The 14,776-nt window shown below is 64.5% G+C and carries 20 protein-coding genes and 2 tRNA genes; 4 read left to right on the top strand and 18 right to left on the bottom strand.

Features of this window, described 5'->3' with window-relative positions:
- Positions 1-177: 177 nt before the first annotated feature.
- The 5 genes from AC1Z3W_RS26835 to AC1Z3W_RS26815 form a co-directional block, all read right to left on the bottom strand.
- Entirely contained in the window at positions 178-396 is a 219-nt protein-coding gene (locus tag AC1Z3W_RS26835) for a hypothetical protein (RefSeq protein WP_057924388.1), read from the bottom strand.
- Positions 397-686: 290 nt separating this feature from the next.
- A complete protein-coding gene (locus AC1Z3W_RS26830) occupies positions 687-1,160 on the bottom strand; it encodes a VOC family protein (RefSeq protein WP_057924387.1) in 474 nt (157 codons plus the stop codon).
- A 166-nt stretch (positions 1,161-1,326) separates the two neighbouring features.
- Positions 1,327-1,866 (bottom strand): aspartyl-tRNA synthetase, encoded by a 540-nt coding sequence (locus tag AC1Z3W_RS26825; protein ID WP_483508806.1) that lies wholly within the window; start codon positions 1,864-1,866, stop codon positions 1,327-1,329.
- A 23-nt stretch (positions 1,867-1,889) separates the two neighbouring features.
- The gene (locus tag AC1Z3W_RS26820) at positions 1,890-2,117 is read right to left on the bottom strand and encodes a hypothetical protein (protein WP_124833102.1); all 228 of its coding nucleotides are present in this window, start codon (positions 2,115-2,117) and stop codon (positions 1,890-1,892) included.
- Between the two features lie 66 nt (positions 2,118-2,183).
- Positions 2,184-2,492 (bottom strand): phosphatidylserine/phosphatidylglycerophosphate/cardiolipin synthase, encoded by a 309-nt coding sequence (locus AC1Z3W_RS26815; RefSeq protein ID WP_483508805.1) that lies wholly within the window; start codon positions 2,490-2,492, stop codon positions 2,184-2,186.
- A gap of 199 nt (positions 2,493-2,691) precedes the next feature.
- Here AC1Z3W_RS26815 and AC1Z3W_RS26810 point away from each other — a divergent pair, with 199 nt between their 5' ends.
- On the top strand, positions 2,692-3,432 hold the full coding sequence (locus tag AC1Z3W_RS26810) for a DUF695 domain-containing protein (RefSeq protein WP_175827311.1): 741 nt from the start codon (positions 2,692-2,694) through the stop codon (positions 3,430-3,432).
- Between the two features lie 667 nt (positions 3,433-4,099).
- Here the strand turns inward: AC1Z3W_RS26810 and AC1Z3W_RS26805 are convergent.
- Complete coding sequence (locus AC1Z3W_RS26805; protein ID WP_124833071.1) at positions 4,100-4,513, bottom strand: hypothetical protein; 414 nt, start codon at positions 4,511-4,513, stop codon at positions 4,100-4,102.
- Between the two features lie 315 nt (positions 4,514-4,828).
- Here AC1Z3W_RS26805 and AC1Z3W_RS26800 point away from each other — a divergent pair, with 315 nt between their 5' ends.
- Positions 4,829-5,293: a plasmid fertility inhibition factor family protein gene (locus AC1Z3W_RS26800; protein WP_057924383.1), complete on the top strand. Its 465-nt coding sequence runs from the start codon at positions 4,829-4,831 to the stop codon at positions 5,291-5,293.
- 73 nt (positions 5,294-5,366) lie between these two features.
- Here the strand turns inward: AC1Z3W_RS26800 and AC1Z3W_RS26795 are convergent, their stop codons facing one another.
- The 9 genes from AC1Z3W_RS26795 to ssuD all read right to left on the bottom strand — a co-directional run bounded on the left by AC1Z3W_RS26795 (position 5,367) and on the right by ssuD (position 11,521).
- A complete protein-coding gene (locus AC1Z3W_RS26795; RefSeq protein ID WP_124833073.1) occupies positions 5,367-5,885 on the bottom strand; it encodes a GNAT family N-acetyltransferase in 519 nt (172 codons plus the stop codon).
- Between the two features lie 524 nt (positions 5,886-6,409).
- Positions 6,410-6,485 (bottom strand) — tRNA-His (locus AC1Z3W_RS26790).
- A 59-nt stretch (positions 6,486-6,544) separates the two neighbouring features.
- Positions 6,545-7,531, bottom strand: coding sequence for a tRNA dihydrouridine(20/20a) synthase DusA (gene dusA / locus AC1Z3W_RS26785; RefSeq protein ID WP_483508804.1), 987 nt, complete (start codon positions 7,529-7,531; stop codon positions 6,545-6,547).
- A gap of 126 nt (positions 7,532-7,657) precedes the next feature.
- Complete coding sequence (locus AC1Z3W_RS26780) at positions 7,658-7,912, bottom strand: hypothetical protein (RefSeq protein WP_057924371.1); 255 nt, start codon at positions 7,910-7,912, stop codon at positions 7,658-7,660.
- Between the two features lie 55 nt (positions 7,913-7,967).
- Entirely contained in the window at positions 7,968-8,165 is a 198-nt protein-coding gene (locus tag AC1Z3W_RS26775) for a hypothetical protein (RefSeq protein ID WP_014897153.1), read from the bottom strand.
- 140 nt (positions 8,166-8,305) lie between these two features.
- Positions 8,306-8,521, bottom strand: a complete 216-nt coding sequence (locus tag AC1Z3W_RS26770) for a TOBE domain-containing protein (RefSeq protein WP_006400187.1) — start codon at positions 8,519-8,521, stop codon at positions 8,306-8,308.
- Positions 8,522-8,578: 57 nt separating this feature from the next.
- Positions 8,579-9,538: an ATP-binding cassette domain-containing protein gene (locus tag AC1Z3W_RS26765; protein ID WP_175827291.1), complete on the bottom strand. Its 960-nt coding sequence runs from the start codon at positions 9,536-9,538 to the stop codon at positions 8,579-8,581.
- Complete coding sequence (gene ssuC, locus AC1Z3W_RS26760) at positions 9,535-10,347, bottom strand: aliphatic sulfonate ABC transporter permease SsuC (protein WP_057924369.1); 813 nt, start codon at positions 10,345-10,347, stop codon at positions 9,535-9,537. The genes AC1Z3W_RS26765 and ssuC overlap by 4 nt, the downstream gene beginning before the upstream one ends.
- Before the next feature lie 16 nt (positions 10,348-10,363).
- Positions 10,364-11,521, bottom strand: a complete 1,158-nt coding sequence (ssuD, locus tag AC1Z3W_RS26755) for an FMNH2-dependent alkanesulfonate monooxygenase (RefSeq protein WP_124833077.1) — start codon at positions 11,519-11,521, stop codon at positions 10,364-10,366.
- Positions 11,522-11,862: 341 nt separating this feature from the next.
- Here ssuD and AC1Z3W_RS26750 point away from each other — a divergent pair, with 341 nt between their 5' ends.
- Positions 11,863-12,291 carry a hypothetical protein gene (locus AC1Z3W_RS26750; protein WP_057924367.1) on the top strand — a complete coding sequence of 143 codons (429 nt, stop codon included), beginning with the start codon at positions 11,863-11,865 and terminating at the stop codon, positions 12,289-12,291.
- A gap of 120 nt (positions 12,292-12,411) precedes the next feature.
- Here the strand turns inward: AC1Z3W_RS26750 and AC1Z3W_RS26745 are convergent, their stop codons facing one another.
- The 3 genes from AC1Z3W_RS26745 to AC1Z3W_RS26735 are packed head-to-tail and all read right to left on the bottom strand — an operon-like array spanning position 12,412 to position 14,431.
- Positions 12,412-13,560, bottom strand: a complete 1,149-nt coding sequence (locus tag AC1Z3W_RS26745; protein WP_483508802.1) for an enoyl-CoA hydratase/isomerase family protein — start codon at positions 13,558-13,560, stop codon at positions 12,412-12,414.
- 31 nt (positions 13,561-13,591) lie between these two features.
- Positions 13,592-13,930 carry a DMT family transporter gene (locus AC1Z3W_RS26740; RefSeq protein ID WP_006764441.1) on the bottom strand — a complete coding sequence of 113 codons (339 nt, stop codon included), beginning with the start codon at positions 13,928-13,930 and terminating at the stop codon, positions 13,592-13,594.
- A gap of 3 nt (positions 13,931-13,933) precedes the next feature.
- Positions 13,934-14,431 carry a heme-degrading domain-containing protein gene (locus tag AC1Z3W_RS26735; RefSeq protein ID WP_057924365.1) on the bottom strand — a complete coding sequence of 166 codons (498 nt, stop codon included), beginning with the start codon at positions 14,429-14,431 and terminating at the stop codon, positions 13,934-13,936.
- Between the two features lie 220 nt (positions 14,432-14,651).
- Between AC1Z3W_RS26735 and AC1Z3W_RS26730 the strand changes: the two genes are divergently transcribed.
- Positions 14,652-14,728, top strand: a tRNA-Met gene (locus AC1Z3W_RS26730).
- Positions 14,729-14,776 lie beyond the last annotated feature (48 nt).

Here is a 14,776-nt window from a genome sequence, read left to right as displayed (position 1 = left end):
TTAATGGGCGCCAGAGTATACGGGAGACGATGCTTCGATCGCCAGGCCCGTGGAATTTTTAGCGTTTCCTCACCAAGAGCCGGAATGCGGCTGCGGCACGACGCGTACTCAACCTCGCCGAATGGCCGGCTCACCAGGCGTGACAGCGCAGCGATCCGTGGCATCAATGCAATGAAATCAGTGAACGTCGGGCGATCGCTCCGCGATCTGCGCGGTCGCGACGCACCGGCTCGCCCGCACATGCGCGTCGCTTGCGGAAGGTTTCGATAGATCGCGATTGCCGCCCGGCAGCACACCGAGTACGCACTCCGTGCTGAAGGTCAGCGTGTTCTGGACCATCGGATAGAGCAGGTACAACGCAAACGCGAGATATCCCGCGTACGGAACTCGAACTATGGTGCGATAGATGAACGATTGATCTCGCCCTGTTTACGGCGCGCCGCCGGACAGCTTGAGCCACCGGACATCAAATTGCCTGCTCCACGGCACTGCTCGACGCGTAAAGTGCCCGCGTCGCACCGACATGCCGGCACTCCATCACTCGTCGTGGCGGCGCGAGGACAAGCAACGCGGCAACGCCACCGGCGCTTGAGCGCGGACGGGCCGCGCGCCGATATGCGCTGATGCTCGCCGCTGCAACCGCAACCGCGGCCGCGCGCGGCGTCAGCCCGATTCGCCCGGCCCGGTCAGCTTCCGCACGGCGGCGCGCTCGCCATCGCTTCCGCGATCTGTTCGGGTGTCAGATCGCGCTGATGGGTTGCGATCGACCAGCGATGGCCGAACGGATCCTCCACCTGCCCATAGCGATCGCCCCAGAACATGTCGGCCGCCGGCATCGTGACCGTTGCGCCGGCCGCGACGGCCTGCGCGATCGTCGCATCGGCGTCCGGCACGAACAGGTGCAGGCAGACCGGCGTGCCTTTCAGCGTCTTCGGCCCGAGAGCGCCATGCTCCGGCATTTCGTCCACGAGCATCAGCGTCGAATCGCCGATTGCGAGGCATGCGTGAGCGAGCCGTCCGTCCGGTGTCGGCAGGCGGAACCGTTCGGTCGCGTTGAACGCGCGCTTGTAGAAATCGATGGCTGCGGCTGCGCCGGCACAGATCAGATGCGGCGTCAGCGTGCGCATCCCTTCCGGGATCGGGTTAACGGACGTGGCCATGGGTGTCGCTCCTTCAGTCGGTTGTCGTATCGGAAATCGGGACGGACGCACGATGCGCACGCCTCCGATGCTACGACGGACGGGCTCGACGGAAATCGACACGCGTGCCGGGATTTTTTTGTATTCGTCCGCGACAGGCCGGCGAGGTCGCGCACGATGCGCGAAATCAGTTCGGCTGGCCAACCGAATCATCCGGCATGGCGAACTGCCGGCGGCACGTTTCGAGCAGTGCGGCGACCGCGTCGAGCGGAAGGTCCGCGAACCGGTTGATCGGCAGCATCACGCCGCCGGGCACCTTCATGCGCGGCGAATGCGCCGAGAACTGGTAGCCGATGTAACGGTTGCCCGCGACGCTCACGATCCCGAATTCGGTCACGTCGCGCCATCGCGTGACCGGCTTTTCCTGCACGGCACCGATCAGCCTGAAGCCGGTTTCGTCGATATGCAGCGCCATCTTGCGGCGCGACACGAAGAAAAAGCCGCCGCTGATGAGCGCCAGCAACGCGGCCAGCGCCGCCACCGGCCAGAGTGTCCGATCGGCCGCATAGCCGCACGCGGCCAACCCGGCCAGCACCGCGCAGACGATCGCCTTGCGCCTGAAACTGCGGCTGTCGACCGGCAGGACCATCGGTAACGCGGCAGTCACCGTACCCGCAACCGGATCGACATGCCAGCGTGAATCGTCCGCCTCGCTTGCTTCGTTCATCGCTTCGGCCGCTCCCGCTCCCGTCAATTGCACACCTTGACCGCGCCGTTGGACGTGCATTGACCGACTGCCCAGTGACTCTGCCCCGCGAGGTGCGGCGCGAGACCGATTCCGCGAATCGGCGTCGCAGGCGACGATGCGGGAACCGTCGCAGATGCGGTCTCGGGAGACGACTGTACCGGTTCAGTCTGACAGGCCGCAAGCATCAGACAGAGTGCGGCTGCCAACGGGATGACTGGGCATCTGGTCATGGCTTCGTGCGCGATAGCGTGATGCGTTCTTGTGGCCGGCTCGCGTGAACACGCGCCGATCGCCATTCAGATCTGCGGAAGATCACGCAGCGTGCGCGACTCGTTCGTCGCATCGATGTCGAGCTCGATCCCCTCCGACGCGTCGCGATACAGCACACGTTTCACCTTCGGCCCCACCGCCGTTCCGTCCACTTCGTCGAATACGGCGTGAACGTCGTTGCCCGCCGCAAGCGCGCGCGCCACCTCCGCCACCGACGCCTCGCTCGGCGTCGCCGCCCACGACCGGTCCGCCGGATTGACGGCCGCCCAGCGCACATGCGTCACACGCGCACTGCGCACATCGATTCGGACACCATTCACCGCGAACATCGACATCGGAATCTCCTTCGAAACGGTTGTGGCCGGGCGAACGCCTGACGATGGCAGCCGACGATCGCGCGAGACCACGCGAATTCGACCGCCACCGGGTCGGCCGGGCCGGCAATCGTCGGCGCGGCATCGGCCAACGCGTTTTTCGATGATACATTGGGACGCTTTGCAACCGTCAACAGACAATCGTGCACGGGAGAAACACATGACCGACGCCTGGGGAACCTTCCCTGCCAGAATGGGCGACCATCAGGCCTTCATCAGCTTCAATCACGGCTTTGCGGAAATCGCCGAGAGCGACCCGCGCACGTCGCTGCTCAGCGTGCGCATCACGTTTGCGCATCCGACGCCCGACGGCCTGCCGAGCGCTGACGAGTTCGCCGATCTCACCAAGATCGAGGATCTGCTGGATGCCGCCGTGACCGCGAAGGACGGCGTACAGGTCGGCCGCATCACGGTCGACGGCAACCAGGATTTCCTGTTCTACGTGCCGTTCGACGAAGAAGCCGCGGCCGAGATCGTCGACTCGCTGGCCGAACAGACAACCTACGCACTTCAGTACGCCTACCAGGACGATCCTGACAAGGAAACCTACTGGCGCACGCTCTACCCGACCGACGACGACTGGCAACTGATGCGCGACATGCGCGTGCTCGAGGCACTGCGGCAGAAAGGCGACGTGAGCGATATCCGCCGGCGCGTGATGCACTGGGCCTACTTCCCGGAGCCGAGCGACGCGCACCAGTTCGCCGACTGGGCCGAGTCGAAAGGCTATCCGGTCGAATCGGTCGCACCGACCGAGGACGGCAAATCGGCCGTGCGGTTCGCGCACGAAGGCACGATGGTGCTGGCCGACATCACGCACCATACGCTCGAGATCAATCGCGAGGTACGCTCGCTCGGCGGCGAATACGACGGCTGGGAAACGAGCGTCGAGCAGGCGTGATGATCCGGCCGACCCGCGCGTTGCGCGCGACCGGGCATTGACGGGTCCGGGACAAAAAGCATCCCGGCAGTGCGGGCGGGCGCCGCCGGGACCAAGGCATCGCCGGCCGTAACCGGCAATGGGCCCAAGCGATCGCTCAGGCACGAGGAAAGCGATTCAGGCGGATCAGGCGAACGGATGCCGGGGCGCGAAGCGCCGCCTGCCGAACGCCTGTCCGGTTCCGCCGACGCGTCTTGCATGCGTCGGGCGGGCAAAAAGCCCCCGCTCCTGCGCGAGCGAGCGGGGAAACAGTTGACCGGGCCGGGGTAGAACGGTCAACCGGTCAGATTGTGATCGTGGCTCTTGGGACCGTCTGTGCGGCAACTCACCCTTTCAACCGGAAGCCCCGCGTGCATCGCGTCACGGCTCGAGTGCAAGACCCACGGCCGGCGCGAGAATCACGAAGATCACCGGCAGTCAGCAGCGTTCTTCTTTTCTGGTTTCGAGTCGGGATTTTTTTGATTTATATCGGCGTTTTTTAATCGCGCGCCAGTCTCCAGCATGTCGTGTGCATTCTCAAAGCGGCGTGATTCCGTTTTTCCTTGATTCAGCGATTTCCTCTCCGGATTTTCGTGAAATAACGTTTCACGATCGACAGCATTCGCTTTGAAACGAGGCAAACCTGACGCTACACCGGGCCATCCGTCAACCACCCGGCAATCATGTCGATCCAGTCGAGATCACTGGCGATATCAACGACGACTTCACTGACGATTTCCGCGGCGCAAGCATCACTGGCGACCGCATCGGCGGCACCAGCAACGCCAGCCGCGGCCGCTTTCGTCACGGTGATTTCGACGAGCGACGCGCCCCGCGGGCTGACCAACTGCTCCAGCCAGTCGACGATATTGGCGCGCGCGTCGTCTTCGTCGGCGAAGTCATTGCGTTTGAGGAAGCGGTCGAGCACGGCCCACGCGAATGTCTTGCGTCGCGAAATGGAATCCAGTTGCCAGTCGGCCACGGCGACGCGCCCCGTTTCCCGGGTTTCGAGTATCGCGGTGAAGCGATAATCGAGATATTTGATCTCAAGTTCCGGCGACATGATTTTCTGCGGCCAATCCGCCCTCTCGGTTCTTATGATGCGCCATGCCTGTCCGGCTTCACACACTGCGTGAATCTTGTGAATTTCGGACCACGCGTCATTCCGACGGGCAGTATCGCGATATTCTCGCAAGCTGTCGACGTCGACTGAAAATGCATGGCCGCATCAATCAAGTACCCTTTTCGTGACCGATCTCGCACCGCGTTCTTTCGCGCATGATCTTGCCCGTCCGTTTCGGGTATCTGCGTGCTCCGCGGCCGAGGCCGCGCTGCTACACTCCGGGCACAAAAATCGTTCGCGCCACCCAAGGAAACAATGACACTCGCTCGGGCACAACATGACGGCGTCGATGTCTGGATCATCCAGCTTCCGGGACATGCCGCCTATGCCTATACGCATCTCAAGCGGGTATTCGCATCCGACGACTCGCGACATTGCGTGGTGACGGTCGACCTGGCGAAACTGCTCGCTTGCGCCGATCGCGACACAACCGACTATGTGCTGCCGTCGGTTCAGTACTGGCCGCCCGGCAAGGCCGCGGGCATCCGCGATTTCCTCGACCCGACCGAAGCCCGGATACCCGACATGCCGTTCATCACGTTTCGCGAAACGAGAACGCGGACGTTGCTCGGCATTCCGGGCTTGTCGAAAGTCGGCGTCGCGTCGTTCCGGAACGGTCAGCATCGCGCGCGCTATCTGGCGTATGCGGGTGCGACGAGCCTGCCTGTCGAGGTACATGAAACGGAGGCGGATTTGCTTGTGCGGTATTGCGGCGAGTGACGGGCGCAATGCTTCGTCGTTTGCGGAACGAGTCGCGCAGCGCGCAGCCGTTCGATTCGGTGCCGACAGGCCGCTAGGCCTCGATCATGTAAATCCGATCGGCGACCTCCGTCCGGCCGATGAAGCTGGTTTCAACGCCTGCCAATCGCCAGCCGTTGTGCTCGTAGAAGCCAATCGCGCGGACGTTGTCTTCGAGCACCGAAAGATGAACCTTGTCCACGCCGATATTTCGAGCCCACGCGCGAACGGCTTCGATCATGTGCTTGCCAATACCGCTTCCGCGATGCGCGGGATGGACGTGAAGGCAGTCGAGCAGGACGCCTCGCGCCGGATCGACCGGTCGTTCGGCGCTCACAAAGCCGACGGATGCGCCGTCCGATTCCGCGATCAGCACGAGGCCCCATTCCGCTTCGTTGCGGCCGAAATAGTTTCGCCACCGCGTCGCATGCTCCGTCGGCACCTCATCGGACAGATAGGCCGCGGGCAGGATATGGCTATAGGCGTTCTGCCAGTTCAGCGTGTGCAAGCGCGCGATGCGCTCGGCGTCGTGTGGCGTCGCGCTGCGCAGCGTGACGGGTCGGATTTCCGGCATGTGTGGGTCACTTCCGTTGCTTGATGGAGGCAGGGAAAGTGTAGCAATTGCGATGTTTCAAAGGCGCGCTGAATCGCGAATCGCAGGAAACGCTGCGCGGCGGCGGTGCCGAAAAAAAATGCCCCGACGCCTTCCGGGGCGTCGGGGCCGAACGGCCCTGCAAAGCTGAGGGCACGAGGAATCGATACATTACATGAATGTAAGAATGTTAAGCATTGGCGGTTTGCGCCAAGTCACTGGCTTAATCCGCCAATTTACAGCGCGGCGCAGCGGACGTGACGGGTCGTCGATTTGCCTTGCTCGCTCGCGAGCAGATGCAACGTTGATTGACTGGCGATGCCCGAATGGTGGGACTCGTCGCTCGACCGCAGTATCGCGACTGCTCCGATTGACATGAACGAAATGGATGGATTGATTTCGAGCAGAATGCTCTGGAAATGCCGCGGACCGAATTGACGTAATCGCTTCAAGTTTTCCGCGCAAAGCAAAACAGGCGCCGAAGCGCCTGTTTTGCTAAAGAATTTTGGGGTGGCTGATGGGACTCGAACCCACGACGACAGGAATCACAATCCTGGACTCTACCAACTGAGCTACAGCCACCACTGATACTGCTTTGTTTCTTCGCTGTTTCGTTTCGTGTTCAGCAGCGAAGAACAAGATTATACGAAGACTTTTCCGTCTTGCAAAGCATTTTTTTCAAAATTTTCGAGAGCGTCGTTCAGATGCGTGCGCGCCTCGTCGAACACGGCCAGATCGCCACGCGCGAGCTTCTTGTTGTCCGACAGCACGCGACGCCAGCCGCGCGCGCCGGCGGCACCGCGATACAGCCCGAGTGCGTGCCGGACGATCGCGCCGAGATACGTGCCGCGCTTCAGTTCCGCCGCGCAGTATTCGATCAGCTTCGCCTCGGCCTCCTCGCGCGTCGGCACCGCTTCGGTCGAACCATAGAAGCGCGCATCCACGCCCGCGAGCACATACGGGTTGTGATACGCCTCGCGACCTAGCATCACGCCGTCGACATGCTCGAGATGCTGCGCGACTTCGTCGAGCGTCTTGATCCCGCCGTTGATCACAATCTCCAGCGACGGGAAATCGCGTTTCAATTGGTACGCATAGTCGTACTTGAGCGGCGGGATCTCGCGATTCTCCTTCGGCGACAGCCCCTTCAGGATCGCATTGCGTGCATGCACGACGAACGTCTCGCAGCCCGCTTCAGCCACCTTGCCGACGAAGTCACGCACGAACGCATAATCCTCGACCGAGTCGACGCCGATCCGGTGCTTGACCGTGACCGGCACCGACACCGCATCGCGCATCGCCTTCACGCAGTCGGCGACGAGCTGCGGCTCGTTCATCAGGCACGCGCCGAACGCACCACGCTGCACGCGCTCGGACGGACAGCCGCAATTCAGGTTGATCTCGTCATAGCCCCACTGCTCACCGAGTTTCGCGGCGCGCGCGAGATCGTCCCGTTCGCTGCCGCCCAGCTGCAGCGCAACTGGCGATTCGTTCGGCGTGAACGCGAGATGCCGCTGCGCATCGCCGAACAGCAGCGCGCCCGTCGTGATCATTTCCGTATACAACCACGTGTCGCGCGTCAGCGTGCGATGGAACGACCTGCAATGACGGTCAGTCCAGTCGAGCATGGGCGCCACGGAAACGCGGCGGGGAGGAAGCGAGGACGGTGCGGACATGGAATTCGGGGCAGCAAGCGGCGCGGGAAACAACCCGCCATTTTACCGCAACGCGATCCGACCAGCCCGTCAGCCTGACTAGACCGGCCCGCCCTCGCCCAGTTCGGCGTCGACGGCCCGCCGCGCCTCGTCGAGTACGCGCTCGATCACGCGCCGTTCGGTGAGCAGCATCCCGTCGACTTTCACCAGCCGCCAGTCGATCAGTACGGCCGCGCCTTGCAGTACGCGGTAGTGCGCATGCTCGCCATCCCAAACCTGCTCGGTCTTCACCTCGATCTCGTAGCCGCGATACGGCTCGCTGAAATCGCCGAGATCGCTGCCTCTCGGTTCCATCGCTCGCTCCGTGGCGACGCAGCGCCAGGTCGCGTCGGCGGCCGGCGCCGTGCGCTCAATCGTATTCGTTAGACAAAATGGATTTGCCGTCGGCGGTCAGGTCGACGCGGTCGGCAGCCGCCTGGTAGATCAGCCCTTCGTTCAGCAACGCATAGACGACATCGTCGAACGCGGCCGGGACCGGCCGGCTGTCGCCGAACTGGTCGATCCACTTCAGCGCCTCGATGGCTTCGGGAGAAAGGATGGGGGTCATGCGTTGGCCTCCGGCGTCGATGTCGCTCCATCCTAGCACTTCGTCCGCGCGCCGAATACCGAGGCAAACGCGCGACGCGAGAGCCGGGGCGGCGCGGACGGACAAACCGCCCGCGCCGCCCCGACGCGGAAGACCCGCGCTCAGAGGCGCGCGATCGACACTTCGGTGGACTTCACGAGCGCGACGACTTCCGCGCCGACCTTCAGCTCGAGTTCGTCGACCGAACGCGTCGTGATCACCGACGTGACGATGCCGAATGGCGTTTCGACGTCGACCTCGGACACGACCGGCCCGCGAATGATCTCCTTCACCTTGCCTTTGAACTGGTTACGCACGTTGATTGCAGTGATGCTCATCGGGTTGATCGCTCCGAAGAAAAAGGTCTGAGAACGGGCGGCCGCTGCCGCCCGGAATTAAACGGCCCAGCGAATCTGCCCGACCGGTCGTACGTGATCGACTTCAGGCGCCGCACCCTGTTCGCCCCCACCGGAGCCACCCGCGAGCACGCGTTGCAGCACACGGTCCTCCAGCGCCGCGAACGCAGCCGATGCGCGCGCACGCGGCCGCTCGAGCGGCACCGGCTGGTCGAGGGCGACCCGCCCCTGCTCGATCAGCAGGATGCGGTCGCCGAGCGCGACGGCTTCCTGCACGTCGTGCGTGACGAGCAGCGCGGTGAACCGGTGCTCGCGCCACAACCGCTCGATCAGCGCATGCATCTCGATGCGGGTCAGCGCGTCGAGCGCGCCGAGCGGCTCGTCGAGCAGCAGCAGTTGCGGCCGGTGCACGAGCGCACGCGCGAGCGCGACGCGCTGCCGCTGGCCGCCCGACAACTGCGCGGGCCAGTCGTTCGCGCGCTCGAGCAGGCCAACCTCGTCCAGCACCGCGCGTGCCTGATCGCGGGCGCCGCGCCCAAGGCCCAGCATCACGTTCTGCAGCACGGTCTTCCACGGCAGCAACCGTGCGTCCTGGTACATGATCCGCGTGTCGAGCGTGCCACCGCCCTCGCTGCGTGTCACGAGCGCACCGCTGCTCGGCACCTCGAGCCCTGCGACGAGGCGCAGCAGCGTGGATTTCCCGCAACCGCTGCGGCCGACTATCGCGACAAAGCTGCCGCGCGCAATGCCGAGTTCGACGTTGTCGAGCACGGTACGCGTGCCGAAGCGCTTGCTGACACCCGACAGCGTCACCGCGTCTTCCTGTGCCGTGCTGCCCGTGCGCCGCCGCGCGATCGGAACGACGGATGCGCCGCCGTCCCGATCGACGATCACCGCATCGCGTGCGTCGTCGTCCGTCACGCGCGCCTGCGCCAGTTCGGCCTCGAGGTCTGCGCCGGCGAGCGGGCCGTAGGCGGCCGCCGAAGTGGTCGCATTCATGCCTTTGCTCCTGATTGATAAGCGGGGTGCCAGCGCAGCGTCACGCGCTCGATCCATTTCGCCAGCACGTCGGCCAGCTTGCCGAGCACCGCATACAGCAGGATGCCGACCACCACCACATCGGTTTGCAGGAATTCGCGTGCGTTCATCGTCATGTAGCCGATGCCCGACTGCGCGGAAATCGTTTCCGCGACGATCAGCATCACCCACATCAGCCCGAGCGCGAAGCGCACGCCGACGAGAATCGACGGCAATGCGCCGGGCAGGATCACGTCACGGTACAGCGCGAAGCCGCGCACGCCGTAGCTCTTCGCCATCTCGATCAGGTTCGCGTCGACCGAGCGGATCCCGTGATACGTGTTGATGTAGACCGGAAAGAACACGCCGAGCGCAACGAGGAACAGCTTCGCCTTCTCGTCGATGCCGAACCACAGGATCACGAGCGGAATCATCGCGAGCGCCGGGATGTTGCGAATCATCTGGATCGTCGAATCGAGCGCGACCTCCGCCGCTTTCGACAGGCCGGTCGCGAGCCCGAGCGCCAGGCCGACGCCACCGCCGATCGCAAAACCGAACAGCGCGCGCCAGGTACTGACCTTCACGTTCGCCCACATCTCGCCCGACGTCACGAGCGACCACGCGGCACGCACGACCGCCACCGGTTCGGGCAGCACGCGGGTCGACAGCCAGCCGACGCGCGCGCCGACTTCCCATGCGGCCAGCAGCGCGAGCGGCACGAGCCACGGCGCGATGCCGCGCCACGCACGTGTGGCCACGGCGGCCCCCGTCTTCGATGTTTTCGTTGTCATCACAGGCCTCCTTCGCTCAGCTCTGGCTCGCTTTCGGCAGGTAGTTGTTGCCGACGATCTCGCCGAACGGGCCCGACAGCGGGCCGGACGGCCGCTTTGCGCCCTCGCCCTTGATCAGCGGGAACACGAGTTCGGCAAAACGGTACGACTCCTCGAGGTGCGGATAGCCGGACAGGATGAACGTCTCGATGCCGAGATCCGTGTATTCGCGCATGCGCTCCGCGACCTGCTCGGGATTGCCGACGAGCGCGGTGCCCGCGCCGCCACGTACGAGCCCGACACCGGCCCACAGGTTCGGATACACCTCGAGCGCCGCGCGGCCGCCGCGCTTGCCGCCATGCAGCGCAGCCATCCTGCGCTGGCCTTCCGAATCCATGTTCGCGAATGCCTTCTGCGCGCGGGCGATCGTCTCGTCGTCGAGGCGGCTGATCAGGCGCTCGGCATCGCGCCATGCTTCGTCCTCGGTCTCGCGCACGATCACGTGCATGCGGATGCCGAACCGGATCTTGCGGCCGCGAGATTCGGCGCGCGCACGGATGTCGGCAATCTTCTTCGCGACGGCCTCGGGCGGCTCGCCCCAGGTCAGGTAGGTGTCGATGTGATCCGCGGCGATCGCGTGCGCGGCCGGCGACGACCCGCCGAACCACAACGGCGGATGCGGGCGCTGCACGGACGGGTAAAGCGCCTTGCCACCCTTCGACTGAAGGTGCTTGCCGATGTAGTCGAAGCCGCCGTTCTCGTGCGATGCGGCAAGCAGCCCGCGCCAGATGTGAAGGAAATCATCGGTGATCTCGTAGCGCGTGTCGTGATCGGCGAACAGTCCGTCGCCTTCGAGCTCGGCGGCATCGCCGCCCGTCACGACGTTGATCAGCAGGCGCCCGCCCGACAGGCGATCGAACGTCGCGGCCATCCGCGCGGCCAGTCCCGGCGATGCGATGCCGGGACGCACGGCGACCAGGAACTTCAGGCGCTGCGTCGCCGGAATCAGGCTCGACGCGACGACCCACGCATCCTCGCAGGAACGACCGGTCGGCAGCAGCACGCCTTCATAACCGAGCGTATCGGCCGCGACGGCGATCTGCTTGAAATAATCGTAATCCGCGGCGCGCGCGCCTTCGGCGGTGCCGAGATACCGGCTGTCGCCGTGCGTGGGGATAAACCAGAAAACATTCATCTGCTGCTCCTGCTTGACTGTTCTTGCCGGAATCCGGATAAAACGAGGCCCTGCTCGCGTCGCGGATGAGCAACGCATGCATGGTGTGCGTTCGAATCGGGATGGCTCGCCGGTCAGGCCGTGCCGCGGGCGAGTACGCGATTGCACGGCTGTTTCTGGGAAATCAGTCTATGGATCGGGGCAGAGCTTTGGAACGATTTTTTTGAGCTTAGGTTTTCCGCTTTCGTGATTAGCACGACGCTCCAGCGAATATCGCGTCGGCCGGGCCCTATAATGACGCACCTATCCGAATAACTTCGCGCGGACGGCCCCAGCCAGCCGCGCCTGCAATACACTCATCGATGCAGAAAGTCATCCTGCCGTTCCTGTCCGGCTTCCTGGCCGCCCTCTTCTTTCGCGAAGCGACGCTCGCGCTCCTGCACACGGCCGACCTGATCGCCACCGCCGGATTCTCCACGCAACCGTTCGCGCCGCTCGGCATTCCTGAATTTGTCGCGAACGCGCTGATCAGCGCGTGCTGCGCGATCCCGATGGCGTGGCTGCTGCGCGTGTCGCCGGACCGCGAAGCGCCGTGGATCGGCGCGCTGGTGTTCGGCGGCATCGTGCTGACGGCTGCCCGCGTGTTCGCGATCGATCCGCTGCGCGGGATCTGGCCGTCGGGCAACATGATGCCGGTGCTCGCGGCCGGTTTCGCGGCGAATGCTGTGTGGGGCTTCGGCGCGCTCGTGTTCATGCGTGCGTTCATGTCGGACGACGCCGGCGACGAATAATGCACGTCTTGCGGCGAGGCTCCGGCCCACCGCCGCCGAGCCGGATCGGCATCAGCAAATAAGAAGGCCGCCTGCACATGCAGGCGGCCTTTTTGCTTTTCGCTTCGATACCGCGGCGTGTCAGTCCTTCAGGTTGCGCAGCGGATGCGTGTCGGGCGTCCACGGGCTGTCGAACATCGCGAGCACGTCGGCCCTGTCGATATCGGCAGTCGACCTGAAGCGCCAGACGGGCTGGTTGTCCTTGTCGACGATCAGCGCGCGCACACCTTCGATCACGTCGCCGTGCGCGAACGTCGAACGCGTGAGGTCGAGATCGCGCCGCAGGCAATCGGCCATCGTCGCACCGCGCGCCCGTTCGACGACTTCGAGCGACACGGCCATCGACAGCGGCGACAACTGGCTGCGCATCGCGTGCGTCGCCTTCTCGACCCATCCGTCGACTGCGGCGCAATCCTGCTCGGCGTCGAGCGACGCAAGGATCGCACCGATATCGGCTTGCGCGAAATGCCGGTCGATCCCGGCATGCGCGTCGGCCAGCGCCGACGTGTCGGGCGTCGGCACGACCTTGTGCGCGGCAGCCGCGTCGGCCACGCACGCGACGGCCTGCGCGCCGTTGTCGATGCGCGCGCTGCGCAGCGTATCGAGCAGCGCCGGCAGCGCGGCATCGGGCAGGTAGACGTCGGCGAGCTGCGCATACAGTGCGCCGGCTGCGTCGAGCGTCGCGCCGGTCACCGCGAGATAACGGCCGATCGCGCCCGGCGTGCGCGCCAGGAACCAGCTCATCCCGACGTCCGGGAACAGGCCGATGCGCGTTTCAGGCATCGCCATCTTCGTCGAATCGGTGACGACGCGCAGGCCGCCCGTATGCCGCGCCGCCTGGGAAATGCCCATGCCACCACCCATCACGACGCCGTGCATCAGCGCGATGTACGGTTTTGGATAAGTGAAGATCGTGTGGTTGAGCGTGTATTCCTCGATGAAGAACGTGTCCACCGCATCGCGGTCGCCGCGCTGCCAAGCGTTGTGGAAAAAGCGCACGTCGCCACCCGCGCAGAACGCGCGCGGATGCGGGCTGTGCACGACGACAGCGACCACGTCGGCGTCGTCGCGCCACGCATCGAGCGCCTGCTGCATCAGGCGGATCATCCCGACCGACAGCGCGTTCAGCGCCTTCGGCCGGTTCAGTTCGAGATAGCCGATGCGATTCGCGACATACGCGCGCACGTCGAGCTGGGCAGCTTCGTCGGAAGCGGAAATGGAATCGGTCATGTGGAGAATCCGGCGTATCGCGGGCGCACGCTCAATGCGCCTGCATCTTCGAGAACAGGTTCAGCACCACGACGCCCGCGATGATCAGCCCGAGGCCGATCACCGCCGGCACGTCCGGCACCTGACGATAGAGCAGCATCGCGACGAGCGTGATCAGCACGATGCCGGCGCCCGACCACACCGCATAGATGATGCCGACGGGCATCGTGCGCAATGTGAGCGACAGACAGTAGAACGCGATGCCGTAACCGGCCACGACGAGCGCGGACGGCCAGAAGCGCGTGAAGCCGTCCGCCGCGCGCAGCGCGGACGTGCCGATCACTTCCGCGACGATCGCGATCGCGAGCCATGCGTAACCCGGAAGCTGCATCGCTCAGCTCCTCGCAAGCGCCAGCACGGCGTAGTCCTGCCCGAGCTCGGCGCACAGCGCTTCGACGACGAACTCGTGATCCGCGCGCTGCGGCAGCCCCGATGCGGTGATCGAGCCGATCACGCCGGCCCCCGCGACGGTCAGCGGAAACGCGCCGCCATGCGGCGAATACTCGGAGATCGGCAACCCGTGCTTGTCCGCGAGCGTCGCGCCGGCCTGCTGCATGCGCAGGCCGATCGCATAGGAGCTGCGGCGGAAATGCGCGACGACGTTGCGCTTGCGGCGCACCCAGTCGGCGTTGTCGGGCGTCGCGCCGGCGAGCGCCACATAGAACAGCGGCTGGCCGAACGTGACGATGTCGATTGCAATGGCGTGACCGCGCGACGTCGCGAGCGCATGCATCCGGTTGCCGAGCGCCCAGGCGCGAGCCGGGTCGAAATGGGGAAACACGAGCGCCTGTTCCTGAGCGCCGATCGATTGCAGATCGTGAGCGATGTCCATGAATCCGTCGATGCAGTAGTGAGTGTTGCAACGGCACCGACGCAATTCAATTCGCGCACGGCTACGCTGCAGGAATGAACGACACAAGCAAACCGCTCGATTCTAGCGCACGCGCCTGCCGTACCGGCCCTACAACCGCCTCGCCCCCGATTCCAACGTGATCGTCAGAAAGTGCTTGCAAGCATTCGGGTTAGTCCATATAATTCAATTCTTCGACGGACGCGGGGTGGAGCAGTCTGGCAGCTCGTCGGGCTCATAACCCGAAGGTCGTAGGTTCAAATCCTACCCCCGCAACCAACGTCCCGATTCATGCAAAAAGCCCGGCTCTACGCCGGGCTTTTTGTT

Source organism: Burkholderia sp. 10_S31, assembly GCF_056930375.1.
This window is presented reverse-complemented; position numbering and strand designations above follow the sequence as displayed.

Bases quoted from the DNA above. Each gene is read 5' to 3' on its own strand.
- AC1Z3W_RS26830 (WP_057924387.1), bottom strand. From the start codon at position 1,160: ATGGCCACGTCCGTTAACCCGATCCCGGAAGGGATGCGCACGCTGACG.
- AC1Z3W_RS26825 (WP_483508806.1), bottom strand. From the start codon at position 1,866: ATGAACGAAGCAAGCGAGGCGGACGATTCACGCTGGCATGTCGATCCG.
- AC1Z3W_RS26820 (WP_124833102.1), bottom strand. From the start codon at position 2,117: ATGACCAGATGCCCAGTCATCCCGTTGGCAGCCGCACTCTGTCTGATG.
- AC1Z3W_RS26815 (WP_483508805.1), bottom strand. From the start codon at position 2,492: ATGTCGATGTTCGCGGTGAATGGTGTCCGAATCGATGTGCGCAGTGCG.
- AC1Z3W_RS26810 (WP_175827311.1), top strand. From the start codon at position 2,692: ATGACCGACGCCTGGGGAACCTTCCCTGCCAGAATGGGCGACCATCAG.
- AC1Z3W_RS26805 (WP_124833071.1), bottom strand. From the start codon at position 4,513: ATGTCGCCGGAACTTGAGATCAAATATCTCGATTATCGCTTCACCGCG.
- AC1Z3W_RS26800 (WP_057924383.1), top strand. From the start codon at position 4,829: ATGACACTCGCTCGGGCACAACATGACGGCGTCGATGTCTGGATCATC.
- AC1Z3W_RS26795 (WP_124833073.1), bottom strand. From the start codon at position 5,885: ATGCCGGAAATCCGACCCGTCACGCTGCGCAGCGCGACGCCACACGAC.
- dusA (WP_483508804.1), bottom strand. From the start codon at position 7,531: ATGCTCGACTGGACTGACCGTCATTGCAGGTCGTTCCATCGCACGCTG.
- AC1Z3W_RS26780 (WP_057924371.1), bottom strand. From the start codon at position 7,912: ATGGAACCGAGAGGCAGCGATCTCGGCGATTTCAGCGAGCCGTATCGC.
- AC1Z3W_RS26775 (WP_014897153.1), bottom strand. From the start codon at position 8,165: ATGACCCCCATCCTTTCTCCCGAAGCCATCGAGGCGCTGAAGTGGATC.
- AC1Z3W_RS26770 (WP_006400187.1), bottom strand. From the start codon at position 8,521: ATGAGCATCACTGCAATCAACGTGCGTAACCAGTTCAAAGGCAAGGTG.
- AC1Z3W_RS26765 (WP_175827291.1), bottom strand. From the start codon at position 9,538: ATGAATGCGACCACTTCGGCGGCCGCCTACGGCCCGCTCGCCGGCGCA.
- ssuC (WP_057924369.1), bottom strand. From the start codon at position 10,347: ATGACAACGAAAACATCGAAGACGGGGGCCGCCGTGGCCACACGTGCG.
- ssuD (WP_124833077.1), bottom strand. From the start codon at position 11,521: ATGAATGTTTTCTGGTTTATCCCCACGCACGGCGACAGCCGGTATCTC.
- AC1Z3W_RS26750 (WP_057924367.1), top strand. From the start codon at position 11,863: ATGCAGAAAGTCATCCTGCCGTTCCTGTCCGGCTTCCTGGCCGCCCTC.
- AC1Z3W_RS26745 (WP_483508802.1), bottom strand. From the start codon at position 13,560: ATGACCGATTCCATTTCCGCTTCCGACGAAGCTGCCCAGCTCGACGTG.
- AC1Z3W_RS26740 (WP_006764441.1), bottom strand. From the start codon at position 13,930: ATGCAGCTTCCGGGTTACGCATGGCTCGCGATCGCGATCGTCGCGGAA.
- AC1Z3W_RS26735 (WP_057924365.1), bottom strand. From the start codon at position 14,431: ATGGACATCGCTCACGATCTGCAATCGATCGGCGCTCAGGAACAGGCG.